Here is a 16,825-nt window from a genome sequence, read left to right on the forward strand (position 1 = left end):
ACCCTATCCCCAGACGGACACAGCGTCTCTCCTGATCTGCTCAACTTCTGTCCCGATCCGCTCAAAAATTCCGAGATCGCCGCGTACCTCGCGCGGATTGATGCCGAATCGCTCCTTGAACCTTGCCGAGAACTGCGATGGCGAGTCGTAGCCGACCTCCTGGGCGACATGGGCGATCGGCAGGGTGGTCGTTTGCAGCAGCGCCAGCGCCCGCGTCATGCGCGTATCGCTCAATGTTTCGGTGAAACTGGTGTTTTCCGCCGCCAGCTTACGCCGAAGCGTGGCCTCGCTCATGTTGAAGCTGCGTGCGGCCTGGCCGAGGGTCCAGTTGCGGGCAGGCTCGGCTTCGATCATCTGGCGCAGGCGATGCTGCAAAAGGGGATTTCCCTGGACGCCCAATACGGCGCCGCTCAGAGCAAACCAGGTGATGAGTTCCATCAAGCGGACCGTCGCCACGGGGGCGGGGAGCCTCGAGAAATTTTCCGGGGAGCAGCAGAAGTCAAACAGAGCCACGGCCTCGGCGGGCAGGTCCAAAGCCTTCACGGGAAGGGCGGTTCGAGGTGGCGTGATGAAAGCCAGGCGGGCATATGTTTCCTCGAACAACGGACGCGGTACGGGTAGGATGCGCGCTTCGTAGTTCTGCGGTGCCTTGGGAATGTTCTCCATCGTCATGGGTTGGTGGTCGGGCAACAGGCCAAACTCGCCGGCTGTGAGCAGCAAAGGCGTGTCGCGGATGACCACGACCTTGTTTCCCGAACGAACATGGATAAGCACCGGGGTGGTGTTCGTCAGGCGATGAAGGCAGGTTCTTCCGCCCTGGCGGATGACGGCGCCGGCCACAACAGGAGGAGTTTCGTGCTTCATGTGCTGGTCTCCCGATTTGGCGAACGGCAATGACAGTTCCGACGGTCGATCGCAAGACGCGGGACCCGTGAATCGGTCAGAGCTACTCCGCGCCGGTGGGGGCCGCAGGCACGCTTCCTCCGATCACGGCCGCAGACGCGCCATCGCGAAGACGTCGGCATATGCTCCGTCGCGCAGCGCATAGGATTTCAACACGCCTTCGGTGACGAAACCGGCATTGCGGTAGAGGCCGATCGCCGCCTCGTTGTCGGTGAAGACCGTCAGTTCGATGCGTAAAATGCCGAGCCAGCGGTCCGCGGCCTCGGTCAGCGCCTCGAGCAGTGCCTTGCCGATGCCGCGCCGGCGGTAATCGTCGTGGACCGACATGCCGATGTCGGCCGCATGCCGCCGCCTTCCTTTGTGCCGGTGCAAACCGGCAAGCCCGACAATCTGCCCCTCGAGTTCGGCGACGATAACCATGTCGTTTTCCGTAAGGCTTTCGAGCCAGCGTCGCGTCTGCTCCGGCGGCGCGAAGGGCAGGCGTAGCGTTCCGGAGCGAATGCCGGGCAGATCGCGCAAAGCGGCGAGGACTTCCCAGTCGGAGATGGACGCGGCGCGGATATGAAGTGCGGGTGAACCAGCGGTCATTGTTTCCTCTCTCTTCTCGCCGAGGAAACAGAGCCGAACCCTGCTTGCCTCGGCAGGGTTGGCATGAAGACGGCTCGCTTAGTGCAACAGGTCTCCCGCACACCCTGAGGTCTGCGTGGTCACCGGCATCACGAGCGAAAAACGACTGTCCATGGACGGATACTATTCCAGGATGCGGGATGTAGGAAGGGTGTTCGTCAGCACTTTGCCCCTCACCCTAACCCTCTCCCCGCAAGCGGGGCGAGGGGAATGAAGCGGCGCGGCTTTGTCCCTTCTCCCCGCGAGCGGGGAGAAGGTCGCGGCAGCGGGATGAGGGGCTCAAATGCAAAGCAGCCTGCTTCACTCCACCGGTCAAACAAGCTGCCATGCAATGAAAATGAGCGTTGCCGCGATCACCCAGAGCGCCAGCCGACCCGACCGGGTGTGCCTTGCCTCCGCCCGGCCGATCGCTTCTGCCGTCTCCGGATCGAAGCGCAGGCCATTCTCGGTCATCGCCATGATTTCGGCCGAGAAACGTTCGGTGCGCGCGGCGATTTCCGGAACGGCTTCGGCGACCCGGAGTGCCGCGTGCAGCCCGTCGCGCAGATCCGTGACGATCCTTTTCGGGCCGAGATTGTCGCGGATCCATTTCCCGACGACCGGTTCCGACGCCTTCCACATGTTGAACCGCGGGTTGAGCGTGCGGGCGACGCCCTCGACGACGACCATGGTCTTCTGCAGCATCACGAGCTCGGGGCGCGTCTGCATGTCGAAGAGCTCGGTCACCTCGAAGAGCAGTGTCAAAAGCTTGGCCATCGAGATCGTTTCGGCCGGCTGGCCGTGGATCGGTTCGCCGATGGCACGGATCGCCTGGGCAAAGCTCGCCGCGTCATGGTGCGAGGGCACGTAGCCCGCCTCGAAATGCACGTCGGCGACGCGCTGGTAGTCGCGGGTGATGAAGCCGAAGAGGATCTCGGCGAGGAAGCGGCGCTCCTTCTTACCGAGCCGGCCGACGATGCCCATGTCGACCGCAACGATATGGCCTGCCTCGTCGACGAACAGATTTCCCTGATGCATGTCGGCGTGGAAGAAGCCGTCGCGCAGCGTGTGGCGCAGGAAGGACTGGATCAGCGTTTCGGCGAGCGTATTGAGGTCGTGGCCGGCGGCCTTCAGGCCCTCGATATCCGACATCTTCACGCCGTCGATCCATTCCATCGTCACGACGTCGCGGCCGGTGCGCTCCCAGTCGACCTTGGGGACGCGAAAACCGGAATCCTCCTTGGTGTTCTCGCCGAGTTCGGAAAGGGCGGCGGCCTCGAGCCTGAGGTCCATTTCGACCTTGGTCGTCTGTTCGAGCGTCTTCGTCACCTCGACCGGCCTCAGCCGGCGCGTATAGGGCAGGAACCGTTCCTGCATGCGCGAAACGAGATACATCGCCTCGATATCGGCGGCGAAACGCTGGCGCACGCCCGGGCGGATGACCTTGACGGCCACCCTTTCGCGCCTGCCGTCGCGCAGGACGACTGCCGGATGGACCTGGGCGATTGACGCGGCCGCCATCGCTTCGGAAAACTCGACGAAAAGCGTATCGACGGAGCGGCCGAGCGAGCCTTCAACGGCGGCCCGCGCCTCGCTCTCGGGAAATGTCGCCATCCGGTCCTGCAGGAGGGAGAGGTCGGCGGCAAGCTCGGCGCCCACGACGTCGGGACGCGTGGCGAGAAACTGGCCGATCTTGACATAGGAGGGGCCAAGCCGTTCGACGGCCCGGGCGAGCCGGCCGCTGCGCACCTCAAAGCGGGCCCTGCGGCGGGCAAGCAGCCCGGCGAGCCGCTGTACGAAACGCGCCAGCGGCGGAAGGTGTTCGGACGGGACCGCTGCAAATGCGTCCTCGCGCGCGAGCACCCAGCCTATCCGCACGAGACGGAAATATGCTCCAGGCGTGCTCATGCGGTCAGATCTTCCAGCCGGAATGCAGGGCTGCGATGCCGCCGGTGTAGTTGGTGAAGGAGACGCGGCCAAAGCCGGCAGTGCGGATCATCGCGGCGAAATCGCGCTGGTCCGGGAACTTGCGGATCGATTCGACCAGATACTGGTAGGGCGCGTCGTCGCCGGTGATGAGCTTGCCGAATTTCGGGATCGCGTTGAACGACCAGGCGTCATAGAAGCGGTCAAGCAGCGGCATCCCGACCTCGGAGAATTCGAGCACCAGCAGCCGGCCGCCGCGCTTCAGCACGCGATAGGCCTCCTTGAGCGCCACGTCGATGCGCGGCACGTTGCGAATGCCGAAGGCGATCGTATAGGCATCGAACGAATTTGCCGCAAAGGGCAGGTCCTCGGCATTCGCCTCGACGAATTCGAGATTGCCGAGAAGCCCCTTTTTCCTGGCGCGCTCGGCCCCGACGGCAAGCATCGAGCCGTTGATGTCGAGCACCGTCGCATGCGCCTTGCGGCCGGAGGCCTCGACGATGCGGAATGCGATGTCGCCCGTGCCGCCGGCAACGTCGAGGACGCGATAGTCCTCACGGCGCGGCGGGTTGAGCGCGGCGATCATCGCATCCTTCCAGACGCGGTGGAGACCGGCCGACATGACGTCGTTCATGATGTCGTAGCGCTTGGCGACCTTGTGGAAGACGTCGTTGACCAGCGGCTGCTTTTCGCCCGTGCCGACCTCGCGGAAACCGAAGGAGGTCTCCATTCCGCCATCCGTCGATACGCGCTCATCCGTCATACGAAACTCCACTTCACGAATTTTGCCGGCACCATAGCGAAATCGCCCCGCACGCGCTATCTCAGCGCGCGGGACATGGCTGCGACATAGCGCATCCGTATAGGCCATCGATGCTGCCATGGGAATGGTGCGCTCGCCCTGCGGGCGGATGGAATGAACAAAGAGTGAAGGAAGACGGCCGATGCCGGAATTGCCTGAGGTCGAGACGGTCAAACGCGGGTTGGCGCCGACGATGGAGGGGGCGCTGCTGGTGCGCGCCGAATTGCGCCGGCCGGACTTGCGCTTTCCCTTTCCTGACAATTTCGCCGCCGCCGTTTCGGGCCGGCGCATCGTTGCGCTCTCGCGCCGCGCCAAATATCTGATGATCGATCTCGAGGGCGGCGATGTCATCGTCGCGCATCTCGGCATGTCCGGATCGTTCCGGATCGAAACCGGGGCGGCACCAGCCACGCCCGGCGCGTTCCATCATCCGCGTGGCAAGGACCAGAAGCACGACCATGTGGTCTTCCATCTCGACGGACACTCCGGCCGGGCGCGGGTGATCTACAATGATCCGCGCCGCTTCGGCTTCATGGATCTGGCACGCCGCGACACGATCGCCGAGCATGCCTTCTTCCGCGGCCTCGGGGAGGAGCCGACGGGAAATGCCCTCGACGCCACCTATCTGGCCCAGCGCTTCGTCGGCAGGGCGCAGCCACTGAAAGCGGCGCTCCTCGATCAGAAGACCATTGCCGGGCTTGGCAATATCTATGTGTGCGAGGCGCTGTGGCGCTCGGGCCTGTCGCCGAAACGCGCGGCGGGCACGCTCGTCGACAAGCGCGGTCGTCCGAGAAAGACCTTGTCCGCACTTGTCGAGGCGATCCGGGCGGTGATCGCCGATGCGATCGCGGCCGGCGGTTCTTCGCTCAAGGATCATATCCAGGCGGATGGCAGCCTCGGCTATTTCCAGCACGCCTTCTCCGTCTATGACCGGGAGGGCGAGGCTTGCCGCAAGCCGGGCTGTGGCGGTACGGTCGCTCGCATCGTTCAGGCGGGGCGTTCGACCTTCCATTGCCCGCGCTGCCAGAAATAAGCGGGGAGGGCCTCAGCGCCTACCCAATCGAGTTCGAAATTGGAGGAGACGACAATGAGTTACGAGACGCTGCTGGTCGAAACGCGCGGGCGCGTCGGCCTGATCACTCTCAATCGGCCGCAGGCGCTGAACGCACTGAACTCGACCCTGATGCGCGAGCTTGACGCGGCGTTGAGGGCCTTCGACGCGGACAAGGGGGTCGGCGCGATCGTCATCACCGGCTCGGAAAAGGCCTTCGCGGCCGGCGCCGATATCAAGGAAATGCAGTCGCTCGATTTCGTCGACAGCTATCTCGGCGACTTTCTCGGCGGATGGGAACACGTCGCCGGCGCCCGCAAGCCGATGATTGCCGCCGTGTCGGGCTTTGCGCTTGGCGGCGGCTGCGAGCTTGCGATGATGTGCGACTTCATCATCGCCTCGGAGACGGCGAAATTCGGCCAGCCGGAGATCACCCTCGGCGTCATTCCCGGCATGGGCGGATCGCAGCGCCTGACGCGCGCGGTCGGCAAGGCGAAGGCGATGGACCTGATTCTGACCGGCCGCATGATGGACGCGGCAGAGGCGGAGCGGGCCGGCCTCGTTGCGCGCATCGTTGCGCCCGACAAAATGATGGAAGAGGCGCTCGGCGCCGCCGAGAAGATCGCCTCCTTCGCGCTTCCGGCGGTGATGATGGCCAAGGAAGCGGTCAACCGCTCGCTGGAAGTAACGCTTGCCGAGGGCCTGCGTTTCGAGCGGCGGCTGTTCCAGGCGCTTTTCGCCACCGAGGATCAGAAGGAGGGGATGGCCGCCTTCGTGGCGAAGCGCAAGGCGGAATTCAAGCACAGGTGAATCGGCAAGGTGCGGGATTTCGCAAAATGCGCGTTGACGCGCGGGCGCTTTCCCGCTATACGCCGCCCTCAGTTTGAAACGCCATCTCGCATGGCTTTCCGATACTGCTCCCGAATTGCTTCGATGACAGGTCGCAGTGACCCGGCACGGCGAAGGCGGAGTTCATGTCAGTTTTCGAAGAGAGGCATCAATGGCCAATACAACTTCGGCGAAAAAGGCGACCCGCAAGATCGCACGCCGTACCGCAGTGAACAAGGCTCGTCGTTCGCGCGTCCGCACCTTCGTCCGCCAGGTTGAAGAGGCGATCGCTTCCGGCGATCAGGCAGCCGCCGCCGCTGCCCTGAAGGCAGCTCAGCCGGAACTGATGCGCGCCGCCACCAAGGGCGTGCTGCACGCCAACACGGCGTCGCGCAAAGTGTCCCGTCTGGCCCAGCGCGTGAAGTCGCTTTCGGCCTAACCCGGCTAAATAATAAGCAGTTGATGAAAAGCCCGGCGCGTGCGCCGGGCTTTTCGGATTCATAATTCTGCCATGGTCGTGACTAGCCTGCCAGAAGGATGGTTGTGTCAGTGGCGTGACAAAATTATTGAAACAATTTCAAGCGGTTGCGCGAGGTTGTCACAAGGAATAGGTGTCGGCGGCTTGCCCTCTTCGGGGCGAAGTGAGTCAAGCAGATTTTTATTTTTTTTCTTTTTCGCCAGCTAAACACGGCAGCAAAAATTAAAACCCTTGATTCAACAGGGATTCTTTCGGGACTCGCAAACCCGCATGCAAAACGCGGCACGAGAGTCAACTGCCAGCGCTTAAGAAGCGGTAAAAATCGCCATTGATCTTACCCATCGATCCTGCCTAAATGGCTTCCACAGGGGACACGGATCACATCTGTATCAAGGAGGTTTGGAGTCATTTCAACGAGATGGCTTTGGGCTTTCTGTTCCCTGTGGCGGGGGAAATCCACGTCGCTCAATCAGACAAGTCGAGATGGTGAACCGGGCGATCCGTCGCCGCGGAACGAGGACATTTCGTCTTAAGGTTGTGTCGTGCGCGGCCCCGATCGGTACTGTGTCGGTGTTCGTTCAAGAGGAAGGAGGCCCGGGCTACCCGCTTCGTACGAGGGTGCGGCGTAGTCGCTATGAATAGGACCGGATGGCTTGAAAACGGCCACGCGGAATCGATAGGACTACAGCGCCACGCACCTCGTCTCGGTGCGCAAAGGTCGCTGTAGAGTTTTGAGTGCTGCATGGTTCCGTCCTTGAATCGAAGCCGGTTCAGGGAAGCATGCAGGAGGCGCGAGGGGACATTCGCTTGTTCGAGGCGAGCGGGTGCGCGCAGCGCGCAGCGGGGCGGGATTATGAGGAGCCCGATTCACTGCGACAGGGCGTCCGTCGGACGCGGCATGGCTTCGGAAGGCGGCCGTGTCCGATGGATAAAAGAATGACGCCGGCAGCAATGACGGCATCGGACAATGATATTGGAAGGCGGCAACATGCAGATGAATTTGGCGACGGCGTCTGAAGGATTTCAGGCCGGAAGCAATCAGTCTCAGGCGGCGGGGGAAAAGCACGACATGCGGCATGACGCACTTTTCGAGCGGGTAAGTGCGCGTCTAAAAGCCCAGGTCGGTCCGGATGTCTTCGCCAGCTGGTTCGGGCGTCTCAAGCTCCATTCGGTATCGAAAAGCGTCGTGCGCCTGTCGGTGCCGACGACGTTCCTGAAGTCGTGGATCAACAATCGCTATCTCGATCTGATCACCAATATTTTCCAGCAGGAAGACGGTGAGATCCTGAAAGTGGAGATCCTCGTCCGCACCGCGACCCGCGGCCAGCGTCCGGCGGTTCACGAGGAGGCAGCGACTGCGGCAGCCGAACCTGCGCCCGCTGCCCCGGTCCGCCGCACGGCCTCGCCGCAGCCGGTCGCCGCTGCCGCCGCCACGGTCGCCGCCGCCGCAAAGCCGGCCCAGGCGCCGCTTTTCGGCTCGCCGCTCGACCAGCGCTACAATTTCGAGAGCTTCGTCGAAGGCTCCTCCAACCGCGTTGCGCTCGCTGCCGCTCGCACCATCGCGGAGGCCGGCGCCGGCGCCGTGCGCTTCAATCCGCTGTTCATTCACTCGAGCGTCGGCCTCGGCAAGACGCATCTCCTGCAGGCGATCGCACTAGCGGCTCTGCAGAGCGCCCGGGCGCCGCGCGTCGTCTATCTGACGGCCGAATATTTCATGTGGCGTTTCGCCACCGCGATCCGTGACAACGACGCGCTGTCGCTGAAGGAATCGCTGCGCAACATCGATCTTCTCGTCATCGACGACATGCAGTTCCTGCAGGGCAAGTCGATCCAGCACGAATTCTGCCATCTCCTGAACATGCTGCTCGACTCGGCCAAGCAGGTGGTCGTGGCGGCGGACCGGGCGCCCTGGGAACTGGAATCGCTCGATAGCCGCGTTCGCTCGCGCCTGCAGGGCGGCGTGGCGATCGAGATGGAGGGCCCGGACTACGAGATGCGCCTCGAAATGCTGAAGCGCCGCCTCGAAGCGGCCCGTCAGGACGATGGGTCGCTCGATATTCCGCAGGAAATCCTGTCCCATGTGGCGCGCAACGTCACCGCCAGCGGCCGCGAACTGGAAGGGGCCTTCAACCAACTCCTCTTCCGCCGCTCCTTCGAGCCGCAGCTGTCGATCGAGCGCGTCGACGAGCTCCTCGGCCATCTCGTCAATGCCGGTGAGCCGCGCCGCGTTCGCATCGAGGACATCCAACGCATCGTCGCCAAGCATTATAACGTCTCGCGTCAGGAACTCGTCTCGAACCGCCGCACCCGCGTCATCGTCAAGCCGCGCCAGATCGCCATGTATCTTTCGAAGACGCTGACGCCGCGCTCCTTCCCGGAAATCGGCCGCCGCTTCGGGGGCCGCGATCACACGACCGTCTTGCACGCGGTGCGCAAGATCGAGGAACTGATCGCGGGCGACACGAAGCTCAGCCACGAGATCGAGCTGCTCAAGCGCCTGATCAATGAATAGGGATAGGTAAGCTTGTAGTTACGAAAAGCCCGGTTCGACCGGGCTTTTTGTTGGCCGGCACCCGCGGGTGTGCGTGGCATGCGGCTTGCCCCGTGTTTTTTTCGCCGCGCTTGTCGGCTATCTCTTTCGTCATTCGTCTATTCAATCGAAGCGGGAGAGGTCTCGATGCTTTACGCGGTGCTTTGCTACAATACGGAAGACGTCACCAGTGCCTGGACCAAAGAGGAGGACGACCAGGTCATGCGCGACCTGACGGCGGTCCAGCGCAAATATGTCGAAGCCGGCAAACTCGGCCCGGTTGCACGGCTTCTGCCGACGACCGCGGCCACCACATTGCGCCACCGGCCGGGCGAGACCGTTGTCATGGACGGACCCTTCGCCGAGACCAAGGAGCAACTGCTCGGCTTCTACCTGATCGATTGCGCATCGCTCGACGAGGCGCTGGATTTTGCCCGCGAGCTGAGTGCCGCCAATCCGGCCGCCGGCTCCTACGAGATCCGCCCGCTTTCTCTCTACAAACCGGGCGAGCTTGCCCCATGACCGACACGGCCTGGATCGACCTTGCCCTTGTTTCCGCGCGGCCGCAGGCCATGGGCGCGCTGCTGCGCTATTTCCGCAATCTCGATCTGGCGGAGGAAGCCTTCCAGGAGGCCTGTATCCGGGCATTGAAGACCTGGCCGACGAACGGACCGCCGCGCGATCCCGCCGCCTGGCTGATTTTCGTCGGCCGCAACAGCGGTATCGACAAGGTCCGGCGGCAAGCGCGCGAGACGCCCCTGCCGCCGGAGGACATTCTCTCCGACCTCGGGGACCGGGAAAGCGAGCTTGCCGACCGTCTCGACGGCGCGCATTATCGCGACGACATCCTGCGGCTGCTCTTTGTCTGCAGCAATCCGGCCCTGCCGGCGACACAGCAGATCGCGCTGGCGCTCCGCATCGTCTCCGGCCTTACCGTCAAGCAGATCGCCCGCGCCTTTCTCGTCAGCGAGGCAGCGATGGAACAGCGCATCACCCGTGCCAAGGCGCGGGTCGCTGCGGCCGGCATCCCGTTCGAAACGCCGGACGCCGCGGACCGCGCTGAGCGGCTCGCGGCCGTCGCGACGATGATCTACCTCGTCTTCAACGAGGGCTATTCGGGCATGAACGGCCCCGAGGGCGTGTCCGCGGATCTCTGCGACGAAGCGATCCGGCTCTCCCGACTGCTCTTGCGCCTGTTTCCGGCGGAGCCCGAAATCATGGGGCTGACGGCGCTCCTGCTTCTCCAGCATTCGCGCGCTCGTGCCCGCTTCGACGCGCATGGCGCCATCGTCCTCCTCGATGATCAGGATCCCTCGCTGTGGAGCCGGCCGATGATCACCGAGGCGCTGGCGATGATCGACAAGGCGATGCGCCATCGCCGCCCCGGTCCCTACCAGATCCAGGCGGCAATTGCGGCCCTGCACGCGCGCGCCGAGCGGCCGGAAGGGACGGATTGGGAGGAGATCGACCTGCTCTACCAGGCGCTCGAGCGTCTGCAGCCGTCCCCGGTCGTCACCCTTAACCGCGCGGTGGCCGTCTCGAAGCGACAGGGGCCGGAGGCGGCGCTGGCACTGGTCGAGCCGCTCGCCGACAGGCTCTCCGGCTACTTCTATTTCCACGGCCTGCGCGGCGGCCTGCTCAAGCAGATGGGCCGGGCGCGCGAGGCGCGGATTGCCTTCGACCAGGCGATCGCGCTTGCGACCAACGCGGCGGAGGCAGCTTATATCCGCAAGCAGCTCGACCATCTTGCAGGAGAGGCGGGCACCTCGCGCGGAGGTCAGCAATAAAAATCTTCTGCCGCTGTCGGGACTCGATCTCCCCCATCGTCCTAGGTTCGAACCCAGCAAGGAGGAATTGCAAATGACCGCAGCAGCCGACGTCGCCAACGAACGCGAACTGATTTTGATCCGCCTGATCGACGCGCCGCGTGAGAAAGTCTATCGCGCCTTCACGGATCCGGAGCTGCTGAAGCAATGGTTCGCGCCCTTGCCGTGGACGATCACGGAAGCGGAGCTCGATGTCCGGCCGGGCGGCACCAACCGTTTCGTCATGCGCTCGCCGGAGGGCGAGCTTTATCCCAACCAGGGCGTCTATCTCGAAGTCGTGCCGAACGAGAAGCTGGTCATGACCGACGCCTATACGGAAGCCTGGAAGCCCTCCGAAAAGCCCTTCATGACGGCGATCCTGACCTTCGAGGAGGAGGGCGGCAAGACCCGTTACACCGCCCGCGCCTGCCACTGGAGCGTCGCCGATCGCGAGGCCCACGAGAAGATGGGCTTTCACGAGGGCTGGGGCCAGTGTGCCGACCAGCTCGCGGCCCTTGTCGCAAAACTCTGAGCGGAGGACGGAATATGTCCAGCACCGAGAGCAGCAGCACCGCGGAGATTCGGGCGGTGATCGAAGACTGGGCGGAGGCATTGCGCCAGAAGGATGCCGATCGCGTCCTCTCGCATGGCACCAAGGATTGTCTCGTCTTTTCGCTGGCGCCGCCGCTGAAGGGCTCGGACGCCGACGCCGATGGACTTGAGCAATGGTTCTCGACCTGGAGAGGACCGCTCGGCTACCGGCTACAGGAGCTCGACATTTCCGCAAGCGGCGACGTCGCCTTCGCCACGTCCTTGGCCCATCTTTCCGGCGAGAAGCAGGACGGATCGAAAGTCGCGCTCTGGTATCGCCAGACGCTCGGCCTGAAACGCACCGACAAGGGCTGGAAGATCGCCCACCAGCACGAATCCGTCCCCTTCTACATGGACGGCAGCCTCAAGGCGGCGGTCGATCTCGAGCCCACATCAAAGATCGACTGGAACGCGCCCCCGCATCCGCCGATGGCGGGCGTTATCGCCTATCTCAACGTCGAGAATGCGGACGCGACCGCCAAATTCTATGCCCGCGCCTTTGCCGCCAAGGAGGAGGACCGAAAATATGCCGAGGACGGCAAGCGCCTCATCCATTGCCATTTGACGATCAACGGCGGCGCGCTGATGCTGAACGACCCCTTCCCGGAGTTCGGCATTCCCTGGAAGGCGCCAGAGGGGTTTGTGCTGCACCTCCTCGTCGACGACGCCCATTTCTGGTGGGAGCGGGCCGTCGCGGCGGGGGCGGAGGTGACGATGCCGCTGGAGATCGCCTTCTGGGGCGACTATTACGGTCAGCTGCGCGATCCCTTTGGAGTCACCTGGGGAATAGTCGCGCCGGTGAAGAAGAGCTGACGAGCCTCATCCGCCTGCCGGCTCCCCGCAGGCGGGGCGAAGGGCTATGCCGCGTCGCCATCAGTCCCCTCTCCCCGCCTGCGCCGCATGCGAGGAGAGGGGCAATCCGCGCTCCGCTTCCTCCCAGCCGTCAGCAGGCGAGGTCGGCGACCACCGCATCGAGGATCAGCATGCCGGCCGGCGTGCAGCGCAGGCGTGAATTGCCGAGCCGCTCGACGAAGCCGTGATCGATCAGGAACTGTTCGCGCTCCGGATCCGGATCCCGGCCGGAGAGGCTCTGCCAGCGGGCAAGATCGACGCCTTCCCGAAGCCTCAAGCCCATCAGCAGCAATTCGTCGGCCTGGGCTTCCAGGTCGAGCGGCTCCTGTTCGGTGATGCCTTCGCCGCGTTCTTCGACGAGGCGCAGCCACGCCTCCGGGTTCCGTTCCGTTGCGGTCGCGATCTTGCTGCCGCCAACCGTAAGCCGCCCGTGGGCGCCGGGTCCGATCCCCGCATAGTCGCCATAGCGCCAATAGGTGAGGTTGTGCCGGCTTTCCGCCCCCGGCCGGGCATGGTTGGAGACCTCGTAGGCCGGCATGCCGATCGCCGCCGTGATCTCCTGGGTCGCCTCGTAAAGCACCGCCGATTGTTCGCCATCCGGAACGATCAGCTTGCCGGCCTTGTGCAGCCCGAAGAAGGGCGTGCCTTCTTCGATGGTGAGCTGGTAGAGCGACAGATGATCGACGGCGTAGGAAACCGCCTCCTTCAGCTCGCGCTCCCATTCGTCGACTGTCTGGTCCGGCCGCGCATAGATCAGGTCGAAGGACATGCGCGGGAAGATTTCGCGCGCCAGCCGCACCGCTTTCAACGCATCCTCGACATTATGCAGCCGGCCTAGGAATTTCAGGTCGCGGTCGTTCAGCGCCTGGACGCCGAGGGAGACACGGTTGACGCCGGCAGAACGATAGCCGTGGAAGCGTGTCGCCTCGACGCTCGAGGGGTTGGCCTCCATGGTGATCTCTATGCCATCCGGCACATGCCAGTGCTTCGCTGTGCCGTCGAGGATCGCGGCGACGGTCGCCGGGTCCATCAGCGACGGCGTGCCGCCGCCCATGAAAATGCTGGTCACCGTTCTCGGGCCTGACAGCGCCCGCACCGCCGCCATCTCCTGTAGAAAGGCGGCGACGAAGCGCGGCTGGTCCACCGGCTGGTGGCGGACATGGCTGTTGAAGTCGCAATAGGGGCATTTGGCGGCACAGAACGGCCAGTGTACATAGACGCCGAAGCCCGGGTCCATGCCGTCACCGATTGCCGAAAGCGGGGCCGTCTGGATCATTCTCGTTCTCAGGCGCCGAGGCAGGTCTCGGCAAACAGCTTGAAGGCGCGGGCGCGATGCGAGAGCGCGTCCGCGTCGCCCGGCTTCCAGCCGTGCTTCTCTTCGGCGCTCATTTCTCCGAACGTGGTGGCGTAGCCCTTGGGCTGGAAGACCGGATCATAGCCGAAGCCGCTCGTGCCGCGCGGCGGCCAGACGACGTAGCCTTCGACTTCGCCGCGAAAGAGCTCGACATGCCCGTCCGGCCAAGCAAGGCAGAGCACCGAGACGAAGCGGGCGGTACGCTCGCCCGGCTCCGTCGCACCTTTCTCCCTGAGCTCTTTTTCGACCTTTTCCATGGCCATCGCGAAGTCGCGGCTGCCGTCGTCGCGTTCCGCCCAATTGGCGGTGTAGACGCCGGGAGCGCCGCCGAGCGCATCGATGGCAAGGCCCGAATCGTCCGAAAGCGCCGGCAGGCCGGAGGCTTTGGCAGAGGCGAGCGCCTTGATCGTCGCGTTCTCCTCGAAGGTCGTGCCGGTCTCGTCCGGCTCGATGAAATTGAGATCGGCGGCCGATCTTGCCTCGAAGCCGAGCGGTCCGATCAGGTCACGGATTTCGCGGATCTTGCCGGCATTGTGGCTTGCCACCACGAGTGTCTTGTCAACCAGTTTGCGCATTCGAGTTTCGTTCCGTCCAAACGTTCAAAGCGTCATCAATCGATGGCCCAGAGGCCGGGTTCCGCGCATTCAAGGCTGTTTCCGGCCGGATCGCGGAAGTAGAAGGAGCGGGTGCCGTTCGGCCAGCGGACATCCGCCTCGACTGCAACTCCCGCCGCCTCCAGCTTCGCCTTCCAGGCATCGAGCGCCTGCGCCGCGACACGGAAGCACATGTGCCCGTTGCCTTGCGTGCCATGCGGCGGCACGGGCAGCGCGCCGGCCGCGGGTGGCTTCACCGTTTCCGCCGGATTGAAGATCAACAGCACGCCGTCGCCGCAACGGAAGAAGACGTGGCGGTTGCCGGCCCGCGTGATTCGCGTCAGTCCGAGCACGTTGCCGTAGAATGCCTCGGCCGCATCCAGATCGTGCGCATAGAGTGCGGTTTCGAGGATGCCTTCAAGAGCCGGAGCCAATGCCAATCCTCTCTTCTGTCAGCCAAAGCGGGCGCGCGCGCCCCGCCTACCGCTAGCCGGCGATCGCCTGCTTCTGCAGCGCCACGAGCTCGGCGATGCCGTCCTTGGCGAGTTGCATCAGGCTTGCGAACTCTTCCTCGCTGAAGGGTTTTCCTTCCGCCGTTCCCTGGATCTCGACGAGACCGCCGCTGCCCGTCATGACGAAATTGGCGTCGGTTTCAGCGGCCGAGTCTTCCAGATAGTCGAGATCGACCACCGCCTGGTTGGCGAAGATGCCGCAGGAAATGGCGGCGACATGGTCCTTGAGCACCCTCTCGACCTTGATCATGTTGCGCGCTTCCATCCATTTCAGGCAGTCGTGCAGGGCAATCCAGGCGCCGGTGATCGAGGCGGTTCGGGTGCCGCCATCCGCCTGGAGCACGTCGCAGTCGATCGAAATCTGCCGCTCGCCGAGCGCCGGCAGATCGACGACGGCCCGGAGCGAACGGCCGATCAGCCGCTGGATCTCCTGTGTGCGGCCGCTCTGTCTGCCGGCGGCGGCCTCGCGTTTCATCCGCTCGCCGGTCGCCCGCGGCAGCATCCCGTATTCCGCCGTGATCCAGCCCTTGCCGCCGTTGCGCAGCCAGGCGGGGACCTTCTCTTCGAGACTCGCGGTACAGAGCACGTGCGTGTCGCCGAAGCGCACCAGACAGGACCCTTCCGCATGCTTGGAGAAATTGCGCTCGAAGGAAACCTTGCGCATTTGGTCGGTTTTTCTGCCGGATGGCCGCATCTTCAACTCCTGTGTTCTCAGCAGCCTTCTAGATCATGGCGCCCCCAAAGGGAACCGCCTGATATCGGGCCGGGACGGTGATTTTTCCCTTTTGCCATTGCCCCGGCGGATCACTATATTCTTCGGCGACACGAACGGTTGTTTGCATGGAGTGACATGGTACTGCGCAACCCTCAAAAGCAGGGGATCGCATCGACGCTGGACGAGCGCTCCGGCGAGATCTTCCGCCGCATCGTGGAAACCTATCTGGAAAGCGGCGAGCCGCTCGGTTCACGCAATCTCTCCCGCCTCCTGCCGATGTCGCTGTCGCCCGCCTCGGTGCGCAACGTGATGAGCGATCTCGAGGATCTAGGGCTCATTTATTCGCCGCATGTCAGTGCGGGCCGCTTGCCGACCCAGACAGGCCTGCGCTTCTTCGTCGATGCTTTCATGCAGGTCGGCAAGCTTTCCACCGAGGAGCGGACCTCGATCGAGCGGCAGGTGCGGCGGGACCAACCGGTCGAAAGTCTTCTCACTGAGGCAAGCCAGATGCTTTCCGGCATGTCCCGCGGCGCCGGCCTCGTCATCACCACCAAAAGCGATCCGGTGCTGAAACACGTCGAATTCATCCGGCTCGCGCCAACCAAGGCGCTTGCGGTCCTCGTCGGCGATCACGACCAGGTGGAGAACCGCATCATCGAGCTGCCGGCTGGCGTCACCAGCGCGCAGCTCACCGAGGCGGCGAACTTCGTCAATGCCCATCTTGCCGGGCAGACCATTCCGGAACTGCGCGCCCAGCTCGAAAAGGTCAAGAAGACCGTGCGCGGCGAACTCGACGCGCTGTCGCAGGACCTGGTCGAGCGCGGCCTTGCGATCTGGTCGGGCAGCGAGGGCGACGAGAAGCCGGCGCGCCTGATCGTGCGCGGACGTGCCAACCTGCTCGAGGGCCTGGAAGGAAGCGAGGACATCGAGCGGCTGCGCATGCTGTTCGACGATCTCGAAAAGAAGGACAGCCTGATCGAGCTTCTCAATCTTGCCGAAAGCGGTCCGGGCGTGCGCATCTTCATCGGCTCGGAAAACAAGCTGTTTTCGCTCTCCGGATCGTCGCTGATCGTCGCACCCTATCGCGACAGCGACGACCGGATCGTCGGCGCCGTCGGCGTCATCGGCCCGACGCGGCTCAATTACTCCCGGATCGTGCCCATGGTCGATTACACCGCCCAGCTCATGTCGCGACTGTCGCGCTGAGCGAATCCTTTTGGACGAATAGACCGATTGGACCCTTGATTTTTCGGGCTCAAACCTCGATATCGGCTTCAAA

17 protein-coding genes are annotated in these 16,825 nt (G+C 63.8%); 9 read left to right on the forward strand and 8 right to left on the reverse strand.

What is annotated here, in order from left to right:
- Window positions 1-3: 3 nt before the first annotated feature.
- From NXT3_RS01790 to ubiE, 4 genes are all read right to left on the reverse strand, one after another.
- Entirely contained in the window at window positions 4-864 is an 861-nt protein-coding gene (locus NXT3_RS01790) for a helix-turn-helix transcriptional regulator (RefSeq protein ID WP_097525524.1), read from the reverse strand.
- 123 nt (window positions 865-987) lie between these two features.
- Window positions 988-1,491 carry a GNAT family N-acetyltransferase gene (locus NXT3_RS01795; RefSeq protein ID WP_097525525.1) on the reverse strand — a complete coding sequence of 168 codons (504 nt, stop codon included), beginning with the start codon at window positions 1,489-1,491 and terminating at the stop codon, window positions 988-990.
- A gap of 351 nt (window positions 1,492-1,842) precedes the next feature.
- Window positions 1,843-3,417 carry a 2-polyprenylphenol 6-hydroxylase gene (ubiB, locus tag NXT3_RS01800; RefSeq protein ID WP_104838703.1) on the reverse strand — a complete coding sequence of 525 codons (1,575 nt, stop codon included), beginning with the start codon at window positions 3,415-3,417 and terminating at the stop codon, window positions 1,843-1,845.
- 4 nt (window positions 3,418-3,421) lie between these two features.
- On the reverse strand, window positions 3,422-4,198 hold the full coding sequence (ubiE, locus tag NXT3_RS01805; protein WP_104838704.1) for a bifunctional demethylmenaquinone methyltransferase/2-methoxy-6-polyprenyl-1,4-benzoquinol methylase UbiE: 777 nt from the start codon (window positions 4,196-4,198) through the stop codon (window positions 3,422-3,424).
- 181 nt (window positions 4,199-4,379) lie between these two features.
- Between ubiE and mutM the strand changes: the two genes are divergently transcribed.
- The 8 genes from mutM to NXT3_RS01850 all read left to right on the forward strand — a co-directional run bounded on the left by mutM (window position 4,380) and on the right by NXT3_RS01850 (window position 12,333).
- A complete protein-coding gene (mutM, locus tag NXT3_RS01810; protein ID WP_037420875.1) occupies window positions 4,380-5,270 on the forward strand; it encodes a bifunctional DNA-formamidopyrimidine glycosylase/DNA-(apurinic or apyrimidinic site) lyase in 891 nt (296 codons plus the stop codon).
- Window positions 5,271-5,324: 54 nt separating this feature from the next.
- Window positions 5,325-6,098 carry an enoyl-CoA hydratase gene (locus tag NXT3_RS01815; RefSeq protein WP_037420872.1) on the forward strand — a complete coding sequence of 258 codons (774 nt, stop codon included), beginning with the start codon at window positions 5,325-5,327 and terminating at the stop codon, window positions 6,096-6,098.
- Window positions 6,099-6,288: 190 nt separating this feature from the next.
- Complete coding sequence (gene rpsT, locus NXT3_RS01820) at window positions 6,289-6,555, forward strand: 30S ribosomal protein S20 (protein ID WP_018235071.1); 267 nt, start codon at window positions 6,289-6,291, stop codon at window positions 6,553-6,555.
- A gap of 1,108 nt (window positions 6,556-7,663) precedes the next feature.
- Entirely contained in the window at window positions 7,664-9,106 is a 1,443-nt protein-coding gene (gene dnaA, locus NXT3_RS01830; RefSeq protein WP_234819747.1) for a chromosomal replication initiator protein DnaA, read from the forward strand.
- Window positions 9,107-9,271: 165 nt separating this feature from the next.
- A complete protein-coding gene (locus NXT3_RS01835; RefSeq protein ID WP_037420835.1) occupies window positions 9,272-9,646 on the forward strand; it encodes a YciI family protein in 375 nt (124 codons plus the stop codon).
- Window positions 9,643-10,911: an RNA polymerase sigma factor gene (locus tag NXT3_RS01840; RefSeq protein ID WP_104838705.1), complete on the forward strand. Its 1,269-nt coding sequence runs from the start codon at window positions 9,643-9,645 to the stop codon at window positions 10,909-10,911. Before NXT3_RS01835 ends, NXT3_RS01840 begins: the two co-directional genes overlap by 4 nt.
- Before the next feature lie 73 nt (window positions 10,912-10,984).
- Window positions 10,985-11,461 (forward strand): SRPBCC family protein, encoded by a 477-nt coding sequence (locus NXT3_RS01845; RefSeq protein ID WP_037420831.1) that lies wholly within the window; start codon window positions 10,985-10,987, stop codon window positions 11,459-11,461.
- 14 nt (window positions 11,462-11,475) lie between these two features.
- Window positions 11,476-12,333, forward strand: a complete 858-nt coding sequence (locus tag NXT3_RS01850) for a nuclear transport factor 2 family protein (protein WP_097525530.1) — start codon at window positions 11,476-11,478, stop codon at window positions 12,331-12,333.
- 130 nt (window positions 12,334-12,463) lie between these two features.
- Here NXT3_RS01850 and hemW read toward each other — a convergent pair whose 3' ends face one another.
- From hemW to rph, 4 genes are read right to left on the reverse strand one after another with little or no spacing between them, the layout of a single operon-like run.
- The gene (hemW, locus tag NXT3_RS01855) at window positions 12,464-13,645 is read right to left on the reverse strand and encodes a radical SAM family heme chaperone HemW (RefSeq protein WP_172900183.1); all 1,182 of its coding nucleotides are present in this window, start codon (window positions 13,643-13,645) and stop codon (window positions 12,464-12,466) included.
- Between the two features lie 11 nt (window positions 13,646-13,656).
- On the reverse strand, window positions 13,657-14,301 hold the full coding sequence (gene rdgB, locus NXT3_RS01860) for an RdgB/HAM1 family non-canonical purine NTP pyrophosphatase (protein WP_097525531.1): 645 nt from the start codon (window positions 14,299-14,301) through the stop codon (window positions 13,657-13,659).
- Window positions 14,302-14,336: 35 nt separating this feature from the next.
- Complete coding sequence (locus NXT3_RS01865) at window positions 14,337-14,753, reverse strand: VOC family protein (RefSeq protein ID WP_037420825.1); 417 nt, start codon at window positions 14,751-14,753, stop codon at window positions 14,337-14,339.
- 52 nt (window positions 14,754-14,805) lie between these two features.
- Entirely contained in the window at window positions 14,806-15,525 is a 720-nt protein-coding gene (gene rph, locus NXT3_RS01870; RefSeq protein ID WP_037420854.1) for a ribonuclease PH, read from the reverse strand.
- A gap of 156 nt (window positions 15,526-15,681) precedes the next feature.
- Here rph and hrcA point away from each other — a divergent pair, with 156 nt between their 5' ends.
- Window positions 15,682-16,752, forward strand: coding sequence for a heat-inducible transcriptional repressor HrcA (gene hrcA / locus NXT3_RS01875; RefSeq protein ID WP_097525532.1), 1,071 nt, complete (start codon window positions 15,682-15,684; stop codon window positions 16,750-16,752).
- Window positions 16,753-16,825 lie beyond the last annotated feature (73 nt).

The sequence above is a fragment of the Sinorhizobium fredii genome (assembly GCF_002944405.1).
In the GTDB taxonomy this organism is placed as follows: Bacteria; Pseudomonadota; Alphaproteobacteria; order Rhizobiales; family Rhizobiaceae; genus Sinorhizobium; species Sinorhizobium fredii_C.